Genomic DNA, 17,907 nt, shown 5'->3' with positions numbered 1-17,907 from the left:
GGCTGAATTTCTGCCGAACTGTTTATCGCACCTCCTTTATAAGACCTCATTTAAAACGAGGCTTGTTATTTCCGTATTAACCCGTTTCCCTTTCGCAGTATAACATTTTCCGTTTCTTTCTTCCGAAATAATATTTACTACACCATTCACCAAGGCTTGAGCATGTGAAACATAATTTGAGAAAACATCATTTTCAATTTTTGAATAGAAAACTCTTTCTTTTAATTTTTCATATAAAGAATCGATCTGCTTCTTATCTGCCGGAGCAAATTGTTTTGTCTGTGCATAAAAGTCAATTTCGTGAGAATCATTTTCATCAGCTTGCAAAAGTCCGTATAATTTTTTATCCAAATGCGAAAATTTTACGGAAGCATCGTTTAAGGAACTCAAGTTTTTTTCACTTTCCTGCCAGTCTCTATCCAAAACACCTTGGTACATAGCCTTTTGCAAATTATAGATATTATCGATTAAATCAATTTGTTCATGTAAAATGCTTTTTATGTCTGCCGCAACCGAATGTTTTTCCATAGCAATCTACTCCTCAGAGGCAGTATCGGCATATAAAAAAAAAGCATTAGAGAATTTTTAATTTATGAAAAGAAATAACATTTCAGTTGACGTAAGCCGAAAATAAATGTATTATAATTGTATGAAAAAGACTTTTTATTGTTTAGGCCTATGCCTTGTTGTAATTTTAATAGGTTCATGTGCATCCGCACCTGAAACAAAGCCTGTTTCTGTTGTTGAAACTCCTGTACCGGAAGAAAAGCCTCAGCAGGTTCAAAAACCAGAGGCTGAAAAGCCTATAGAAGAGGAAAAGCCTCAGGCTGAAGTATCAAAACCTGCGGATGAAGAAGTTGTTGCTCAATTTGAGGGCGTTTCCATTACCAAAAAGGACAAGGAGATAGCTAAGTCCGAAATTGAAGAGGTTGTAAAAAAACTAAACGATATAACGGCAAAAAAGGACTATGGCCGCTGGAGATACTGGCTTTCAAAAGATTATATAAAAGAATTTTCAAAGCCTGAAGTTTTGAAAAAAGCCAGCGAGGGACTTCCTGCTCATCAAAAAGGAACGCAGTTAAAAAGTATTGAAGACTATTTTTACTATGTTTTTGTTCCTTCAAGACAAAACAAAGTGTTTGATGATATTACTTATTTATCACCGACTAAGGTTGAAGCTAGGACGACAGACTCTAAGGTGCTTTATAGATTTGAAAAAATAGATGACAGATGGCTTTTGGTTCCTTAAAACGGGCTTTTAGAGGTTTTTCATCGAATTTGACTATTTTGACTATAAAAATAAAAAAAGCAAGTTTTACTACTTGACTTTACAATGAAAATGATTGAAAATAAAGGTAATGTACCAAACTAGGGGGTAATTGAACATGCGACGAAAGTCTTTAGTTTTTGTAATGATGATATTATGTTTAGGATTATGCTTTGTATTTGCAGAGGAGGGAGAAAAGCCCGGCTCTATGATGACAGTTGAAGAAGCCTATCTTAATTCGATGGAGGGCATAATTCTTAAAGAGATGGTTACAACGGAAGGCCGCGATTCTAAGTTTGTAGCCTTGCAGATGGTTGAAGAAGCTATTGAGAGCGGGAGGGTAACACCTGAACTGCAGGAAGCTCTTGATTCTCTTGCGACTGTAGGCCTTACCTCGGTCGTACGTGAAAACGGAAGAGTTGCCAATAACTATCCCGATGTCAGAAGGGAGGCATGCCGTCTTTTAGGAAAAATTAAAAACGAACAGGCAAAGAAATCTCTTATGACCGTTATGTACACCGATAATGAGCCGGTAGTAATTATGGAAGCCGTTAAATCTTTAGGAGAATTGGGTTACAACAATAATGATGAGGTTGTAGATATGATAAATTTTATCAACCGCAAATTCGATATTATTAACCCTCAAAGCTCCTTGGCCCTTGAAGTACTCAATGCTTATGAAAAATTGGCTCCCACTGTAAAAGATAAGAGAGCTATGACTGAAAGTATTATGAGAATTGCAAATAACTTTAACTACATAACTCCTGTAAGAAACAGAGCTATGGAAGTCCTAAAATCAATAGTGAGCGGACAAAATAAGAACTAAAATTTAGCTAAAAGAATGAAAGAGCTGATTTTAGCTTCTGCATCACCCAGACGAAAAGAGATACTCGATTCGCTGGGTGTTTTATTTTATATTAAACCGTCTAATTTTGATGAATCTTTAATAACCGAAAAAGATCCGGTAAAAAAATGTATTTTAACTGCGCACTGTAAGGCGGAAAGCCTTTTTAAGACCTTACCGCAAACTGCGGACAATAACCTTAATAAGCTGATATTGGCGGCAGATACTCTTGTTTTTGCTATCGATACTGAAATTCCAAATAAAAAGATAATCTTCGGTAAACCTAAAACCGAAAAAGAAGCCGAAATGATGCTTAAAAGCCATTCCGGTTCAGCCCATTTTGTGGTGAGTGCAATCTGCCTTCTTGACTGTAAAACAGGTCAAGTAAATGAAAAACACAATATTTCTAAGGTCTTTTTTAAAAAACTTTCAGATAAAGAAATTTCCGCATATATAAAAACCGAAGAATGGAAGGATGCTGCAGGGGCTTATAAAATTCAAGGTAAGGCTTCTTTTTTTATTGAAAAAATCGAAGGCTCCTATACCGGCATAGTCGGCCTTCCTATAAAAGAGCTTTATGAAATCTTAAATGAAAAGGGATTCAGTATTCTTTAATCGAAAAACCTGCGAATTTAAGGCCTTAGATAAAACTCTTTTAAGTAAACTTTGTCAAGCACTATACAAAAACTTCAAAAAATTATATAATACCGATATGCCGTTTTTACGGTAAATATCCGGAAGGATGTACGGCTATAAGATTAGCCCCTAGGCAGTTTAATTGGCTGTACTCTGTTCCGAGAAATAGAGAAGGCAGGAGCTTTTTAGCTCCAAAGGAGAAACACATGGCAGTAGTAACCATGAAAAACTTACTTGAATCGGGCGTACATTTCGGCCATCAAGTAAAACGCTGGGATCCGAGAATGAAAAAGTACATTTTTTCTGAAAGAAACGGAATTCACATCATCGATTTACAAAAAACAATCGTAGCAATCCGTGAGGCCTATGAAGCCGTACGCAAAACAACTTCGGAAGGGAAGTCGGTTTTGTTCGTAGGAACAAAGAAGCAGGCCCAGCAGACAATTCAAAAAGAAGCTGAAAGATGCGGAATGTTCTATGTAAACAACCGCTGGCTTGGCGGAATGCTTACAAACTTTTCAACAATCAAAAAGAGTTTGGCCCGTCTTAAGAAAATCGAAAAAATGGAAGTTGACGGGACATTCGATAACCTAACAAAAAAAGAAATCGCTTCTCTCCAAAAAGAAAAAGCAAAGCTTGAAAAAAACTTAGGCGGCATTAAGGAGATGAAGGATCTACCCGGAATTCTATTTATTATCGATACCCGAAAAGAAGAAATTGCTATCAGAGAAGCCCGCTCATTAGGTATTCCTATTATTGCCGTTGTTGATACCAACTGCAATCCCGAAGGCATCGATTATCCCATCCCCGGAAACGATGATGCAATCAGAGCTATTTCGCTTTTTACAGGCGTAATCGCTAATGCCGTTATCGAGGCCGATAACGAACACGGCCTTAAAATCATCGAAAATCTTCAGGAAGATGAGGAGTCCGGCGATTCAGGTGTTGATCCTTATCAGGACAGAGAAGAAGAAATTACCGATTATTCCAACTACACTCCCAAAGATGAAACTTCCGGAGATGATGTGGATGAAGAAGAAAATCCTCTCGTAAATGATGAGGATTTATATGACGACAAGTAAATAAAAGTTTTTATAGGAGATTCGATAAACAGCTCGGCAGAAATTCTGCCTCACTGTTAATCTTCTAGTTTTTATAGGAGAAATTTATGGATATTAAAGCATCTGATGTAAAAGAATTGCGAGATAAAACCGGTGCAGGTATGATGGAGTGCAAAAAGGCTTTACAGCACTGTAACGGGGATGCCAAAGAGGCTGAAAAATATTTAAAAGAAAAAGGTCTGGCTGCCGTCGAAAAACGTGCTGATAGAGCAACAAGTGAAGGTATTATTGTTATCAAAAATGATAATAAGAAAGCTGTTATGCTTGAAATGACTTGCGAAACCGACTTTGTTGCAAAAAATGCGGACTTTATCGCCGTCGGAGAAGACATTGCAAAAACGGCCTTTGATAAAGACATTTCTGAAGTTACTCCCGAACTAAATGATAAGCTCTTGGATTTGGCTACCCGCGTACGCGAGAACATGAACCTTACACGCTTAATCAGTGTAAAGGCCGGTACAGACGAGTACCTTTCACGCTATATTCATTCCGATAAAAAAACTGGAGTCATTGTAGTTTTAAAGTCGGATAAGCCGGAAATCTTTGAAAAAAGTGCGGTTCAAGACTTTGCTTATGACTGCTGTTTACATGCAGCAGCATTTTTGCCCCTCTATGTTAAAAAAGAAGATGTGGATGAATCTTACATCAAAGAACAAGAAGAAATCTTTAGAGGTCAGGTTGCAGACATGGATAAGCCGGATAATGTAAAAGAGGGAATTGTTAAAGGAAAAATTTCAAAGCATTTATCCGAAATCTGTTTTCTTGAACAGCCCTTTGTCAAGGATGACAAACTTTCAGTCTCAAAGAAAATGGCTGAGGTCGGAAAAGAAGCCGGAGCTTCTTTGAGCTTATCAAAGCTGGTTATTTTTCAATTAGGTGTTAAAGCCTAAAACACAATTTAAGATGTTATGCTGCCTCTCTTTAAGTTTAAGGGGGACAGCATATAACCGGTAAAAATAAATCGGAGGCAAATTATGATAGAGGAAGTTAAAAAAAGTTGCGAAGAAAAAATGAAAAAAACGGTTTCTGCGTTAAAAGAAGAATTTAATATGCTTAGAACCGGAAGGGCATCTTCAGCCCTTTTTGATAAGATAAAGGTAAACTGTTATGGAGAGAGCACCCCTCTTAACCAGCTTGCAAATATTTCTATTCCTGAAGCAAGGCTTGTAGTAATTCAGCCATGGGATAAATCCTTATTGGTCGAAATCGAAAAAGCTGTGCTGCAGGCTGACCTTTCGGTAAATCCTACAAATGACGGAAAGGTTATCCGCATTGCAATTCCGCCTCTGACGGAAGACCGCAGAAAAGACCTTGCAAAAAAGGCAAAGACCATTGCCGAGAATTCAAGGGTTTCTATCCGCAATATCAGACGGGACGGAATCGATGAGGCAAAAAAATTACAAAAAGACGGAAAGATAAGCGAAGATCAGTTAAAAACAGCTGAAGATGTATTACAAAAATCTACGGATGCTTATATTTCCGAAATAAATAAAGTTCTTGAAGCAAAAGAAAAGGAAATAATGGAAAACTAAATGTCCGATGACCTAAAACATATTGCCATTGTCATGGACGGCAATGGCAGATGGGCAAAAAAAAGAGGACTTCCCCGTTCTATGGGACATAAGGAAGGGCTTAATACCGCAAAAAAAATAACCAAGGCCGTATCCGATCTGGGAATTCCTTATATAACGCTTTATGTATTTTCTACCGAAAACTGGAAAAGAACCGAGTCCGAGGTCGGGTTTTTGATGGGCCTTATTAAGCAGCATTTGAGGGCTGAGCTTAAATTTTATGCCGATAATAATATACGTATTGAACATATAGGCAATTTATACGGTTTACCTCAAGATATTCAAAATGAGATAGCTACAGTAAAAGCTCAAACTGCAAATTATACAGGGACTGCAATTGTGCTTGCAATAAATTACGGTTCTCAAAACGAGATAATAAGGGCGATAAGAAAAATAAACCCGGACGAGCTGTCTACAATAAGCGAAGAACTTTTTGATTCGAAGTTGGATACGGGTAAAATTCCACCTGTAGATCTGCTTATAAGGACGGGCGGAGAAAAGCGTTTAAGTAATTTTCTGCTTTGGCAAAGTGCCTATGCGGAACTATATTTTACGGATACCTTGTGGCCTGACTGGACAGCGGAAGACCTATATGAAGCAATAGAAGATTATAAAAAAAGAAACAGACGTTATGGAAACGCTTAATGTAATAAACGGAGAATAAAATGAAAATAAAAAAAATTATTGAAAGACTTGTCATATTTTTTGTGGGTGCACCTTTAATTTTAGCTTCCATTTATTTTATTCCTAATTATAATTTTTTAGCTTATCATATTGAGTTATTTATAGCTGCCTTAATTGCAAATTATGAAATATATAATATTTTATCCCAAAAATCACCGGCCTATCCTAAAAAAATTCTTGCTTTCTTCGGATCAATCCTTTTGTTTTCATCATACCTAATAGGCTTAAATGTTTTACCGTTCTACTGCATCTTTCTTATCTTCGGCTGTGTAACCGCCGGAATGATGTTTATGGAAATTATCTTTTCATTTTCGGGAAATTTTACTAACAGCATCAGTCGATTTACAGCGGGTGTGTTTATGCTGATTTATCCTTGGGGTTTGGCAGTTTATTTATCTTTAATAACAATACTTCCCAATGCAGGCGCCCTTATCATCATGTTTTTTCTTATGACCTTCGGCTGCGATTCCTTTGCATGGTTTTTCGGTATGCTGCTTGGAAAAAACAACAGAGGCCTTATTAAGGCAAGCCCTAAAAAAAGTATTGCAGGCTTTATAGGCGGCTTCATAGGTTCAATCACAGCTGCAGTATTTTCCTTTTATTTTTTTAATAAACAGTTTAACGGAAAATTAAAAGAACTTATAATAATAGCTCTTTTTACCGCCTTTTTTGCCATTATCGGAGACATAATAGAATCAATTTTAAAACGTTCTGCAGATGTTAAAGATTCAGGGAAGGTGATTTTAGGGCGGGGCGGTATTCTTGACAGCATTGATTCTTTGCTCATAGCCGCGCCCGTATTCTACTGCTTTTGCGTACTCTTATTAGGCGGCCTTTAATGAAACATAGGCGGCCTTTAATGAAAAAAAAACGGGTTCTATTGCTGGGTGCAGGCGGCTCGATAGGAAAAAATTCTTTAGAAGTAATAAGAAGATTTTCCGATAGGTTTGAACTTGCCGGTTTTTCGGTTCATTCAAATTTGGACTTTGCAAAAAAAATAAAAGCCGAATTTATCGGTGCACAATTTGTTTCTACAAAAAAAAACGATTCCACTTTAAAACACGAGATAGATGTAAAAGCTATAAACCGGCTGATTGAAGAATCAAAGGCCGACATCGTTATAAACGGTATAGCGGGTTCGGCAGGCTTAAAGGCTTCGGTAGAAGTTATAAAAAGCGGTTTGGATTTGGCTCTTGCCAATAAAGAAACTATAGTAGAGGCAGGAGAATTGATTTTTCAAGATGCCGAAAAAACGGGGAGTAAAATAATTCCCGTTGATTCGGAGCACGCTGCGATTTTTCAGCTTATAAACGCTCATAAAAAAGAAAATATTGAAAAAATTATAATTACCGCCTCAGGCGGCCCTTTTTTAAATACGCCTAAGGAAAAGCTTTGCACCATAAAACTTGAAGATGCTTTAAAGCATCCGACATGGAAAATGGGAGGAAAGATTACGATAGATTCGGCTTCTCTTGCAAACAAGGCCTTGGAAGTAATTGAGGCTGTAAAGCTATTTTCTTTTCCGCCCGAAAAAATCGAAGTTACGGTTCATCCTCAAAGTATAATCCATTCGATGGTACAGTGTAAAAACGGAGAGATATTTGCTCAAGCCTCTCCTCCCGATATGAAAAATCCTATTTTAAATGCTTTAAGTTTTCCTGAAATGCCTGAACCATTTTTAAACCCCTTGGATTTTTCTCAAGTTATAAGGTTGGAATTTATGCCTCCCAGAACCGATGATTTTCCCATGCTGGCTTTGGGCTTTGAGGCGGCTAAAAAAGGCGGAGCCTATCCTATAGCTTTTAATGTTGCAAACGAAGAAGCCGTTGATGCCTTTATGCATGGAAAGGTGAGCTTTACCGATTTAGCGGATATTACGCAAGAAGTTTTAAATTCGGATTGGACTATGAAACTTTCTTCTTATGAAGAAGTTTATGACTATGAAAACAGGGCAAGAGCGATCGCTTTGGCAAGGATACTTGGCAGAGTAAACGGCCTGCAATAAAAGTAAAACGGAATAATTTATGGTTAAGATTTTAATAGGTTTGATTATATTGAGTATCATGGTCTTTATCCATGAGCTTGGTCATTTTATTGCCGCAAAACTCTGCGGTGTTGTAGTAGAAAGTTTTTCGATAGGCTGGGGACCTGTTCTTTTTAAAAAAAAGAAAGGAGACACGGAATATAGAATTTCTGCAATCCCAATGGGAGGTTATTGCGGCATGAAAGGAGAAAAAGCCTTTCAGCAAGCTATCGAAGAAAACCTCTCTGCAATTCCTAAAAAAAAGGGAGAGCTTTACGGTGTACACCCTTTTAAGCGGATTATAATTGCCTTTGCCGGCCCCTTTGCAAACTATATAAGTGCGGTTCTTGCCCTTGCTATTGTAAGTGCTATAGGTTCAAGCTATTATACAAGCTCAAATAAGATAGCTCCGGTTTATTATTACAACGAAGCCGACAACTCTCCTGCCCGCGAGGCCGATTTAAGGATGGGGGATGTAATTTTAAGCATTAACGGTGAAAAAACCGAGACCTTTGCAGATATTGTGCGTCTCATTGTGCCTGAAGCACAGGAAGAGGTTACCTTAGAAATAGAAAGAGATGGGCAAATTATCATAAAAAAACTTAAGCCCAAGCTCGACCCAAAAACCGGTGCAGGAATAATAGGTTTTTATTCTTTTATTCCCCTTGAAATAGGTGAAGTAAAGCCTTCTTCATCTGCCGAACTTGCAGGCCTTAAAAAAGGCGACCTTATTACGGAATTGAACGGAATTGAAGTTGCCAATACTGTAGATTTTAGCCGAGCTCTAGATGGTATAAACGACAAGACTGCCGAACTGGGAATTTTAAGAGGCGGAAACAAGATTACAAAAACCGTAAGCCTTATCAGAACCGAAAACGGGGTAGACCTAGGTTTAAGCATGAAATCTATCAAGGTCGAAATTCCCGGAACAGGCTTTTTTAGGAGCATAGTGAACGGTTTTGTTTCAACCCACAAGGCCTTTGTTTTAACGTTTAAAAGTTTAGGTCTTTTGTTTAAGGGGGTTGATCTAAGGCAGGCTGTTTCAGGCCCTGTCCGTATTACCCACATGTTGGGAGATGTAGCTGCCCAAGGTTTTAAGGCCGGTTTTTTAATAGGCCTTTCCGATATCTTAAACTTTATAAGTATAATTTCTATTTCTCTTTTTATAATGAATTTATTGCCCATTCCAATCTTGGACGGAGGCTTAATTCTTTTTGCTTTTATAGAATTTATCTTTAGAAAGCAAATCCATCCGAAAGTGCTGTACTATGTTCAGTTTATCGGCATAGCCTTTATTGCAATAGTTTTCGTATTTGCCCTCTGGGGGGACATAGGATATTTTTTAGGCAGGTGAACTTTCAAATATGATTAAAAAAATTTGTTTTGCCCTTATAGTTTTTATTTTTAGCAGCCTTTTATTTTCTTGTAATGAAAAAAATGATGAAAAGATTGTTTCAGGTATTTTTGAAGGAAAGGCAGAAAGTCTGATGGGAAATATGAGCGTAAGGGTTGTGATAGAAAAAAACGAAATTAAACATATAGATATCTTAGAGTATGCCGATACGCCCGGCTACAGCGATGCCGTTTTTGAATACCTGCCTAAAAGGATTGTCGAAAAAAATTCTACGGATGTGGATATCGTAGCCGGTGCTACCCTAACGAGCAAGGCCTTTTTAGAAGCTGTAAATGATGCTCTAAAAAAAGCCGGCCTAAAGGCCGGCCTAAAGGCTGGCCTAAAGGCTGGCCTAAAGGCTGGCCTAAAGGCCAAAAAGAATAGCCCTTGTTAAGTAGGATGCCCTATTGTACAACAATATTTACAAGTTTATCGGGCACTGTAATTATCTTTTTTATCTCCTTGCCTTCAATGTTGCGGACAGCACCCTCATTCGATAAAGCAAGGCGTTCCAGTTCCTCTTTAGAGGTGCCTGCCTCTGTCTCAAATTTACCTCGGAGTTTTCCGTTTACCTGTACTACCACCGTGCAGGTTTGATCAACACAGAATTTTTCGACAAACATCGGCCAGTGAGAATAGGCTATCGATTCATCATTACCCATCTTTTGCCAAAGCTCTTCGGCCAAGTGAGGAGCGTAGGGGTTTAAAAGTTTTACAAAATTATACCAAACATAGTGGGGTATTTTTTTATGTTTTGAAACCTCGTTTATAAAAATCATCATCTGACTTATAGCCGTATTAAAGTTAAGAGAGGCTGTGTCCTCGGTTACCTTTCTGATCGTCTTATTTAAAAGAACAGTGAGTGTCTTGGTTTCAGGGGTCGAGGTATCGTTGACCGGCGTTTTATATATTTCCCTATCGGATAGATTCCATATTTTTTCCAAAAACCTGAATACTCCCATAATACCGCTTGTGTTCCACGGTTTTGAGACCTCTAAGGGGCCTAAGAACATTTCATATAAGCGCAGGGTATCTGCTCCGTATTCTTTTATGATGTCATCGGGATTGATAACGTTCTTTAAACTCTTGGACATCTTGGCTATTACCTGTTCAAGTTTTTCTCCGGTTTCAATGTCTTCAAATTCGGTTTCCGATATTTTTTTTACCTTATCGGCCGGAACAAGGCTCTTGTTTTTTCTCATGTAGGCAAAGGAGGTTATCATCCCCTGATTTATAAGACGGGTAAAGGGTTCTTTTGTAGAGACAAGCCCCAGATCATACAAGACCTTGTGCCAAAACCTTGCATACAATAGATGGAGAACAGCATGTTCGGTGCCTCCTACATAAAGATCTACCGGCATCCAGTAATCGCATTTTTCCTTGTCTGCAAAGGCTTTATCGTTATGAGGGTCTATAAAGCGGAGATAGTACCAGCAAGAACCTGCCCACTGAGGCATTGTATTGGTTTCCCGTTTTGCTTCCTTTCCGCATTTTGGGCATTTTGTATTTACCCAAGAGTCGATAGCAGCCAAGGGGCTTTCTCCTGTACCTGTGGGAGTATAACTTTCTACTTGGGGGAGGGTTAGGGGAAGGTCTTTTTCGTCTATAGGCACTATTCCGCAAGAAGGACAGTGTACTAAGGGTATGGGTTCCCCCCAATACCTCTGACGGCTGAAAATCCAGTCGCGTAGTTTATAGTTTACAGCCTTTTTTGCAAGACCTAGGTTTTCAAGATATTCCGTAATCTTTATCTTTGCTTCTTCCGTTTTTAGACCGTCAAACTGCTTTGAGTTTACCGAATAACCATCCTCTGTTGTGCAAGCCTTAGGTTCAGCCGAAAAGTCTCTTTTTCCGCTTTCCCATTCTTCCGTACCGGCTACAACTTTTATTTTAGGGAGATTGAATTGGGCAGCAAACTCAAAGTCTCTTTCATCGTGAGAGGGGACTGCCATAATTGCACCTGTTCCGTAGGAAATTAAAATATAGTCCGAAATCCAAACAGGGATTTTTTGTTCCGTTAATGGATTGATTGCATAGGCTCCCGTAAAAACGCCGGTCTTATTTTTTGCAAGGTCTGTTCTTTCGAGGTCGCTTTTTTTTGCAGCCTCTTCAATATAGGCGGCAACGGCTTTTTCTTGGTCACTTGTAGTTATGCTTTTTACGAGCTCGTGTTCCGGGGCTAATACCATGTAGGTAGCTCCAAAGATAGTGTCGGGGCGGGTTGTATAAACCTTTATTTTTTGTCCTGTTTCTTTTCCGTCCTTATCGGCAAGGGCAAAATCCACCTCGGCCCCCGTACTCTTGCCTATCCAGTTTTTTTGCATAATTTTGATGGATTCGGGCCAGTCGAGTTCGTCCAAATCTTGTAAGAGGCGTTCGGCATATTCGGTTATCTTTAAAATCCACTGCCTCAAGTTTTTGCGCTTTATTTGAGCTCCGCATCTTTCGCATTTTCCATCCTTTACTTCCTCGTTTGCAAGGCCTGTTAAGCAGGAAGGACACCAGTTGATGGGCGCTTCTTTTTCGTAGGCTAGTCCTTTTTTAAATAATTGAAGGAATATCCACTGGGTCCATTTATAATAGGATTCTTCGCTTGTAGAAATTTCCCTATCCCAGTCATAGCTTAAACCTATCGATTTTATTTGCTTCTTAAAGGTTTCGATATTTTTTCGGGTGGTAATAAGAGGATGAACGCCCGTCTTAATGGCATAGTTTTCTGCAGGCAGTCCGAAAGAGTCAAAACCCATCGGATGCAGCACATTGTATCCGTTCATACGTAAAAAACGGCTGTAAATGTCCGTTGCAGTATAGCCTTCAGGGTGTCCTACATGAAGACCGTCTCCCGAAGGATAGGGAAACATATCCAAAATATAGAGTCTCTTATCTTTAGGATAATTTTTGTCTTCAACTGTTTTAAAGGTTTTGTTTTCTTCCCAATATTTTTGCCATTTAGGTTCTATCGTACTAAAAGGATAAGCCATGTTTTACTCCGAGTATATTAAATTGACGGAAAGCATTTTATATAAAAGAGGGAGAAAATTCAAGTGCCGATGAACAATGTACATCCAGAGTACATTTTTGAACTTCAAGTTTGCCTGAAGGCAAAACATCGACAGGAGGTCGATTACTGTAGACTATTGCGATGTTTTTCAAAGCTTGTCTTTGAAAAACTCGGTGTCAAATGCGTACAAGGACGTACGCATTTGACATAACCACGGACATCCTGAGTCCGTTTATGAATGTACGTCCTTAGTCCTTTTTCAAGTTAAAGGGGCTTTTAAAAAGCCCCTTTAACTTATAGATTTTCCAATATCTTGTTTAAACTATCCTTTGCATCTCCTAAGAGCATCATAGTGTTGGGATTAGGTTCATACAAGGGGTTTGGAACTCCCGCATAGCCGGGCTGAAGGTCATAGTTACAGATGATTAGCTTTTTAGCTTTTTCTGCAGCCAAGACAGGCATTCCGTAAATGGGCGTACCTTCTGCCGTGTTTGCGGCAGGGTTTACAACATCGCTTGCTCCGATTATGATAGCCAAATCCGCCTTATCGAAGTCGGGGTTTATGGTTTCCATTTCGTAGAGCTTGTCATAGGGAATATCGACCTCGCAAAGAAGTACGTTCATGTGGCCGGGCATTCTTCCTGCGACGGGGTGAATGGCAAAACGCACATTTTTTCCCATAGATTCAAGTTTATCTGCAAGCTGTTTTACCAAGCCTTGTGCCTGTGAAAGGGCCATGCCGTAGCCGGGGATAACGATGATTTCCTTTGCTTCCTTAAACCAATGGCCTATTTGAGCTTCCGTTCCGGCTTGTTCACGGTTTGCTTCTGCTCCTGTGCTGCCGGCTCCTCCGCCTGAAGAGCTTCCTGCGGTGCTTCCCTTAGTTCTAAGAGAGTCGAGCATGGTGTTTATGCTGTCCTTTGCATCGCCTAACAGCATCATAGTATTGGGATTAGGTTCATACAATGGATTTGGAACTCCCGCATAGCCTGGTTGTAGGTCATAGTTACAGATGATGAGCTTTTTAGCTTTTTCTGCAGCCAAGACCGGCATTCCGTAGATGGGCGTACCTTCTGCCGTGTTTGCGGCAGGGTTTACAACATCGCTTGCTCCGATTATAATAGCCAAATCCGTCTTATCAAAGTCGGGATTTATAGCTTCCATTTCATAGAGCTTATCATAAGGAATATCAACTTCGCACAAGAGTACGTTCATGTGGCCGGGCATTCTTCCTGCGACGGGATGAATGGCAAAACGCACATTCTTTCCCATAGCTTCGAGTTTATCTGCGAGCTGTTTTACCAAGCCTTGTGCCTGTGAAAGAGCCATGCCGTAGCCGGGGATAAAAATTATTTCTTTAGCATCGCTGAACCATGAGGGAAGCTGCGATTTATCGGCATGTCCTGTTGCCGTAAGCTCCTGTTGAGCAGGTTTTGCTTCTCCCGTTTGCTGAGCTTTTGCCTCTGATGTTTCTTTTGATGAAGATACTGAAGGGCTCGCAGGTTTTGCCGGCTGTGCCGATTTAGCCGGAGAAGCCGCCTTGCTGAAAAGAATTGAAGCGAGGCTTCTATTCATTGCCTTGCACATAATCTGGGTAAGCAGGAGCCCTGAAGCTCCGACTATGCCTCCGACCGATACCAAGAGAATATCTCCTATCGCCATACCTGCAATCGAAGCGGCAACACCGGAAGTGGAATTTAAAAGAGAAATCGTAATCGGCATGTCAGCTCCGCCTACGCGTATCGCAAAGAAGATGCCGAAAAGGAGGCTTATTACAAGTCCTGCAACTGAAATGCTCATCATTAGTTCAGGCTTAATAGGAAGGAGAATAATGAAGGCAACCATTCCTAAAAAGCTGACAGTAGTCAAAATTTGGTGTGCAGGAAGAACGGTCGGTTTTTGAGGAAGAAGTTTGTGAAGTTTTCCTGCGGCTATTAAGCTGCCTGAAAAGGTCAGTGCTCCTACTGCTAAGGCTATTCCTCCCGTAACTATCGCAAAAATTCCTGTTTCAGTATTAACAGCCGCTAATGTTAAGAGGGCTGCAGCAGCCGAAGCCGCTCCGCCTAAACCGTTGAGCAAGGCAACCGTTTGGGGCATGGTAATCATTTCTACCTTTATTGTTAGGTAAATACCGATTGCCGCTCCTATGGCAAGTCCTGCCCACATCATTCCTGCAGAAAAAATTTGATATTTATACAAGGTTACGCATACGGCTGCAAGCATACAAAGGGCACTTAAGCGGTTTCCCTTAACGGCCGATTTAACCTTACTCATCATGTTGATTCCTAAAAGGACTCCTATGCTGAGTACTCCGCAAATAATATAATAAACCGTATCCGTCATTTTGTATCCTCTTTAGACTCGTTACCGGTTTTAAACATCTTAAGCATTCTATCCGTAAGGCCGAAGCCGGCAACTACGTTTATTGTTGCACAAATGATGCCTATACAGCCGAAAATTTTGCTTCCTGTAGTAATTGCAGCTGCCGTAGCGGTCATTGTAGCCAAAATGGTAATGCCGGACAATGCATTCATACCCGACATAAGAGGGGTATGCAAAAGACTTGGTACGTTCTTGATCAGTTTGTAGCCTATAAGGGTCGTTACAACAAATACAAGAACCAGTATCAATTCCAAACTCATATGCCCATTGCCTCCCTGGCTCCCTTATGAACGATTTCACCGTCAATGGTGGTAAGAATACCTTTGACGATATCATCATTTCGGTCAAGTTCAATTTTTCCGTCCTTGATAAGGTAGCGTGTAAGGTTGCAAATGTTTTGAGCAAACATCCATGTAGAGCTTGAAGGAAGAAGCCCGGGTATGTTTTTAATACCTACAAGGTGAACATTGTGTTTTTTTACAACTTCTCCCGGAGGTGTTAATTCACAGTTTCCGCCTTGGTCAATAGAAATATCTACGATTACCGAGCCGGGTTTCATAGTTTTTACCATTTCTTCGGTGATGATAACCGGAGCAAGTTTTCCCGGAACAAGGGCTGAAAGGAAGATTATGTCCATGTCCTTAATGTGAGGAGCAAGCTGCTTTCTTTCGTTTTCGAGGGTCTCTTTTTTAAGATGAAGAGCATATCCGCCTTCACCGATGGCTTCATTTTCAGGAACACCTAAATCGATAATCTTAGCACCGAGGGACTGAGCTTGTTCACGGGCTGCAGGCCTAATATCTGCTGCATAAGTTACAGCTCCAAGTCTTTTGGCTGTTGCAAGGGCCTGTAAGCCTCCTACACCTGTTCCGACTACTAAGACATTCATAGGTTTAATCATACCTACAGCACAGAAAATTTGAGGGATAAAGCGCGGCAAGAGATTTGCAGCAATTAAAATTCCTTTGTAACCTGCACAAGTACTCATCGAAGTAAGAGCATCCATGTTTTGTGCCCTTGAAATTCGAGGAACTCCGTCGAGTGTTAAAGAAATAACGCCTTTTTTCGCCATGTTTTTAACCATTTCATGGTTAACAGGGGCTGCAGGGTGAATAAACGTGATAAGATACTGTCCTTTATGCATCATATCGATTTCATGACAGCCCATTGCATCATTATAAAGGGGTTCTTTTACCTTTAAAATGATTTCCGAATCGGAAAAAAGTTTTTTAACATCGGAAACTACTTCTGCTCCGGCCTTTTCATATTCCGGATCGTGGAAATAGGCGCCTTCACCGGCCCCTTTTTCTACTAAAACTTTGTGTCCGTCTTTAACCAAAAGCTCACATGTTTCCGGGGTAGCGGCAACACGGTCTTCTCCATGCATGATTTCCTTAGGAATACCAATAATCATAAAATCCTCCTATAGAGTACAGTTTTATATAGCTCTACTGAACTCTTAATTTCAATCGATTATACCATAGTACGCCATTACCGTCAAGGTTCGATTTTTGATGTATTTTTGATAGTCTTGCTAGCATATTTTTAAATTTATTTATTTAAGCTCTTATCTTTTTTTTAAAATTGTGATAAAACCATACTCATAGTTTAAGTTGTGCGTATACCAACTAAATTAAAAATTTAGGAGAAAAAAATGAAAACATGTAGAAAAATTATTCTTTTTGCTTTAACGCTGTCTTTTGTGTTTGTTTTTTCATGTAAAACAAATGAGAACAAAATCAGTCCGGCAAAAAACAATGGTGATCTAAGTAAATATGAGCTGGTAGCAGAAGCTGCAACAAAACAGTGTCCCGTAATGCTTGATGAAATAACAAGGCTTGATTCCGTTCAATACAATGCAAAAGAACATGCTCTAGTTTATAGCTACAGCATAATGAACATAAAAAAATCGGATATTCCTGCTAATACTGTAGACCTCACCTTAGGAATGATGAGAGATGCTATGTTATCCGGCTTAAAAGGTCAGGCTGCACTGGATATGTTTAGAAAAGACAAGGTAAAACTTGTTTATGTTTTTAAAGATAAGGAAGGTAAAGAGCTTTTTGTATTTGATTTTAAACACACGGAATATTAAAAAACATATAAAATTTTAGGAGATTAAGATGAAAATAATGAAAAAAATAAGTATTTTAACGGCAATAATGATCTGTTTTGTATGTTGTTTTGCTTGTGCTAAAGACAGCGATAAAGACGGATATAAAACTAACTATAAAATTATAGCTGATTCTTTAAACAAGCAGTGCCCTACAAAAATAGATGATAATATTCAGCTGGATGAGGTTAACTATGTTGAAGATTCTCATACCCTGCAATATATTTATTCCTTTACTGCCATGCTTAAAAGCGATAATACGGAAGATGTATGGAAACTGATTGAATCTGCTACAAAAGAAGCTCTTACCACGGAATTTAAGTCTCAGACCAGTGTTGAACAATTTCGAAAGGATAAATTGAATATGGAATTTGTATATAATGACAAAAATAAAGAGAGTTTGTTTACCATCGTACTTACTCCGGGTGAGTATTAAATATCAAATCAATGTCTTTCTGTTTTTGTTAAAAATAAATGAAAATTTTACAAAAAATCCTATAAAAGGACTTGACAAAAGTTGTAGAAAGGTATATATTCGCTTTCACCGTCTGAGAGGGCGGGATTGCATTGAAAAGTGCAGAAAACACCAGAAAAGTTTTGAAAGTTTTGCTTTTTGAATGAAGACGAGGCTTCTTAAGCTTAGCAGTTTAAAAGCTGCAAAAATGTTAAAAAAAATAAAAAAACTTTTAGAAAACACTTGACAAAAAGTGAGGAAATAATGTATACTCACTTTTGCTCACTAAATAGCATTTTATGCTTTTTAGCAAATGATATTTGAAACTAAGAGGGAAGGGAAAGAACAAAAATAGCCAAAGCGAAAAGCTTTTGGTAAGGAAAGTATCAAAAACCGGTAAGGGTTAGCTGATTAACCA

18 protein-coding genes are annotated in these 17,907 nt (G+C 39.1%); 13 read left to right on the top strand and 5 right to left on the bottom strand.

Annotated features, from left to right (window positions below; translation table 11 throughout):
* Positions 1–36: 36 nt before the first annotated feature.
* Complete coding sequence (locus JO40_RS00095) at positions 37–528, bottom strand: hypothetical protein (protein ID WP_044977262.1); 492 nt, start codon at positions 526–528, stop codon at positions 37–39.
* A gap of 121 nt (positions 529–649) precedes the next feature.
* Between JO40_RS00095 and JO40_RS00090 the strand changes: the two genes are divergently transcribed.
* The 11 genes from JO40_RS00090 to JO40_RS00040 all read left to right on the top strand — a co-directional run bounded on the left by JO40_RS00090 (position 650) and on the right by JO40_RS00040 (position 9,933).
* Entirely contained in the window at positions 650–1,249 is a 600-nt protein-coding gene (locus JO40_RS00090; RefSeq protein ID WP_044979632.1) for a hypothetical protein, read from the top strand.
* Positions 1,250–1,385: 136 nt separating this feature from the next.
* The gene (locus JO40_RS00085; RefSeq protein ID WP_044977261.1) at positions 1,386–2,093 is read left to right on the top strand and encodes a HEAT repeat domain-containing protein; all 708 of its coding nucleotides are present in this window, start codon (positions 1,386–1,388) and stop codon (positions 2,091–2,093) included.
* Between the two features lie 15 nt (positions 2,094–2,108).
* On the top strand, positions 2,109–2,726 hold the full coding sequence (locus JO40_RS00080; protein ID WP_044977260.1) for a Maf family protein: 618 nt from the start codon (positions 2,109–2,111) through the stop codon (positions 2,724–2,726).
* A gap of 227 nt (positions 2,727–2,953) precedes the next feature.
* Positions 2,954–3,829, top strand: a complete 876-nt coding sequence (gene rpsB, locus JO40_RS00075; protein WP_044977259.1) for a 30S ribosomal protein S2 — start codon at positions 2,954–2,956, stop codon at positions 3,827–3,829.
* 86 nt (positions 3,830–3,915) lie between these two features.
* A complete protein-coding gene (gene tsf / locus JO40_RS00070; RefSeq protein WP_044977258.1) occupies positions 3,916–4,758 on the top strand; it encodes a translation elongation factor Ts in 843 nt (280 codons plus the stop codon).
* 84 nt (positions 4,759–4,842) lie between these two features.
* Positions 4,843–5,400: a ribosome recycling factor gene (gene frr / locus JO40_RS00065; RefSeq protein WP_044977257.1), complete on the top strand. Its 558-nt coding sequence runs from the start codon at positions 4,843–4,845 to the stop codon at positions 5,398–5,400.
* Positions 5,401–6,084, top strand: a complete 684-nt coding sequence (gene uppS, locus JO40_RS00060) for a polyprenyl diphosphate synthase (RefSeq protein WP_044977256.1) — start codon at positions 5,401–5,403, stop codon at positions 6,082–6,084. It abuts the gene before it with no gap.
* A gap of 20 nt (positions 6,085–6,104) precedes the next feature.
* Positions 6,105–6,962 carry a phosphatidate cytidylyltransferase gene (locus JO40_RS00055; RefSeq protein WP_044977255.1) on the top strand — a complete coding sequence of 286 codons (858 nt, stop codon included), beginning with the start codon at positions 6,105–6,107 and terminating at the stop codon, positions 6,960–6,962.
* A gap of 20 nt (positions 6,963–6,982) precedes the next feature.
* Positions 6,983–8,128: a 1-deoxy-D-xylulose-5-phosphate reductoisomerase gene (dxr, locus tag JO40_RS00050; RefSeq protein WP_044979631.1), complete on the top strand. Its 1,146-nt coding sequence runs from the start codon at positions 6,983–6,985 to the stop codon at positions 8,126–8,128.
* A gap of 19 nt (positions 8,129–8,147) precedes the next feature.
* Positions 8,148–9,500, top strand: coding sequence for an RIP metalloprotease RseP (gene rseP / locus JO40_RS00045; protein WP_044977254.1), 1,353 nt, complete (start codon positions 8,148–8,150; stop codon positions 9,498–9,500).
* A gap of 10 nt (positions 9,501–9,510) precedes the next feature.
* Positions 9,511–9,933 (top strand): FMN-binding protein, encoded by a 423-nt coding sequence (locus JO40_RS00040; RefSeq protein ID WP_245608923.1) that lies wholly within the window; start codon positions 9,511–9,513, stop codon positions 9,931–9,933.
* Positions 9,934–9,943: 10 nt separating this feature from the next.
* Here JO40_RS00040 and leuS read toward each other — a convergent pair whose 3' ends face one another.
* The 4 genes from leuS to JO40_RS00020 all read right to left on the bottom strand — a co-directional run bounded on the left by leuS (position 9,944) and on the right by JO40_RS00020 (position 16,336).
* Positions 9,944–12,520: a leucine--tRNA ligase gene (gene leuS / locus JO40_RS00035; RefSeq protein WP_044977253.1), complete on the bottom strand. Its 2,577-nt coding sequence runs from the start codon at positions 12,518–12,520 to the stop codon at positions 9,944–9,946.
* A 314-nt stretch (positions 12,521–12,834) separates the two neighbouring features.
* Positions 12,835–14,883: an NAD(P)(+) transhydrogenase (Re/Si-specific) subunit beta gene (locus JO40_RS00030; protein ID WP_044977252.1), complete on the bottom strand. Its 2,049-nt coding sequence runs from the start codon at positions 14,881–14,883 to the stop codon at positions 12,835–12,837.
* Positions 14,880–15,182: an NAD(P) transhydrogenase subunit alpha part 2 gene (locus JO40_RS00025; RefSeq protein ID WP_044977251.1), complete on the bottom strand. Its 303-nt coding sequence runs from the start codon at positions 15,180–15,182 to the stop codon at positions 14,880–14,882. The genes JO40_RS00030 and JO40_RS00025 overlap by 4 nt, the downstream gene beginning before the upstream one ends.
* Positions 15,179–16,336, bottom strand: coding sequence for an NAD(P) transhydrogenase subunit alpha (locus JO40_RS00020; RefSeq protein WP_044977250.1), 1,158 nt, complete (start codon positions 16,334–16,336; stop codon positions 15,179–15,181). The genes JO40_RS00025 and JO40_RS00020 overlap by 4 nt, the downstream gene beginning before the upstream one ends.
* A gap of 240 nt (positions 16,337–16,576) precedes the next feature.
* Here JO40_RS00020 and JO40_RS00015 point away from each other — a divergent pair, with 240 nt between their 5' ends.
* Positions 16,577–17,017, top strand: a complete 441-nt coding sequence (locus tag JO40_RS00015) for a hypothetical protein (RefSeq protein WP_044977249.1) — start codon at positions 16,577–16,579, stop codon at positions 17,015–17,017.
* 28 nt (positions 17,018–17,045) lie between these two features.
* Positions 17,046–17,471, top strand: coding sequence for a hypothetical protein (locus JO40_RS00010; RefSeq protein WP_044977248.1), 426 nt, complete (start codon positions 17,046–17,048; stop codon positions 17,469–17,471).
* Positions 17,472–17,907: the final 436 nt, after the last annotated feature.

This window comes from Treponema putidum (assembly GCF_000755145.1).
In the GTDB taxonomy this organism is placed as follows: domain Bacteria; phylum Spirochaetota; class Spirochaetia; order Treponematales; family Treponemataceae; genus Treponema_B; species Treponema_B putidum.
This window is presented reverse-complemented; position numbering and strand designations above follow the sequence as displayed.

What these genes read in the sequence shown, in the direction of transcription:
- JO40_RS00085 (WP_044977261.1), top strand. Translation starts at nt 1,386, where the DNA reads ATGCGACGAAAGTCTTTAGTTTTTGTAATGATGATATTATGTTTAGGA.
- JO40_RS00040 (WP_245608923.1), top strand. Translation starts at nt 9,511, where the DNA reads ATGATTAAAAAAATTTGTTTTGCCCTTATAGTTTTTATTTTTAGCAGC.
- JO40_RS00025 (WP_044977251.1), bottom strand. Translation starts at nt 15,182, where the DNA reads ATGAGTTTGGAATTGATACTGGTTCTTGTATTTGTTGTAACGACCCTT.
- JO40_RS00090 (WP_044979632.1), top strand. Translation starts at nt 650, where the DNA reads ATGAAAAAGACTTTTTATTGTTTAGGCCTATGCCTTGTTGTAATTTTA.
- uppS (WP_044977256.1), top strand. Translation starts at nt 5,401, where the DNA reads ATGTCCGATGACCTAAAACATATTGCCATTGTCATGGACGGCAATGGC.
- tsf (WP_044977258.1), top strand. Translation starts at nt 3,916, where the DNA reads ATGGATATTAAAGCATCTGATGTAAAAGAATTGCGAGATAAAACCGGT.
- JO40_RS00095 (WP_044977262.1), bottom strand. Translation starts at nt 528, where the DNA reads ATGGAAAAACATTCGGTTGCGGCAGACATAAAAAGCATTTTACATGAA.
- JO40_RS00015 (WP_044977249.1), top strand. Translation starts at nt 16,577, where the DNA reads ATGAAAACATGTAGAAAAATTATTCTTTTTGCTTTAACGCTGTCTTTT.
- leuS (WP_044977253.1), bottom strand. Translation starts at nt 12,520, where the DNA reads ATGGCTTATCCTTTTAGTACGATAGAACCTAAATGGCAAAAATATTGG.
- JO40_RS00020 (WP_044977250.1), bottom strand. Translation starts at nt 16,336, where the DNA reads ATGATTATTGGTATTCCTAAGGAAATCATGCATGGAGAAGACCGTGTT.
- rseP (WP_044977254.1), top strand. Translation starts at nt 8,148, where the DNA reads ATGGTTAAGATTTTAATAGGTTTGATTATATTGAGTATCATGGTCTTT.
- rpsB (WP_044977259.1), top strand. Translation starts at nt 2,954, where the DNA reads ATGGCAGTAGTAACCATGAAAAACTTACTTGAATCGGGCGTACATTTC.
- JO40_RS00030 (WP_044977252.1), bottom strand. Translation starts at nt 14,883, where the DNA reads ATGACGGATACGGTTTATTATATTATTTGCGGAGTACTCAGCATAGGA.
- JO40_RS00080 (WP_044977260.1), top strand. Translation starts at nt 2,109, where the DNA reads ATGAAAGAGCTGATTTTAGCTTCTGCATCACCCAGACGAAAAGAGATA.
- dxr (WP_044979631.1), top strand. Translation starts at nt 6,983, where the DNA reads ATGAAAAAAAAACGGGTTCTATTGCTGGGTGCAGGCGGCTCGATAGGA.
- frr (WP_044977257.1), top strand. Translation starts at nt 4,843, where the DNA reads ATGATAGAGGAAGTTAAAAAAAGTTGCGAAGAAAAAATGAAAAAAACG.
- JO40_RS00010 (WP_044977248.1), top strand. Translation starts at nt 17,046, where the DNA reads ATGAAAATAATGAAAAAAATAAGTATTTTAACGGCAATAATGATCTGT.
- JO40_RS00055 (WP_044977255.1), top strand. Translation starts at nt 6,105, where the DNA reads ATGAAAATAAAAAAAATTATTGAAAGACTTGTCATATTTTTTGTGGGT.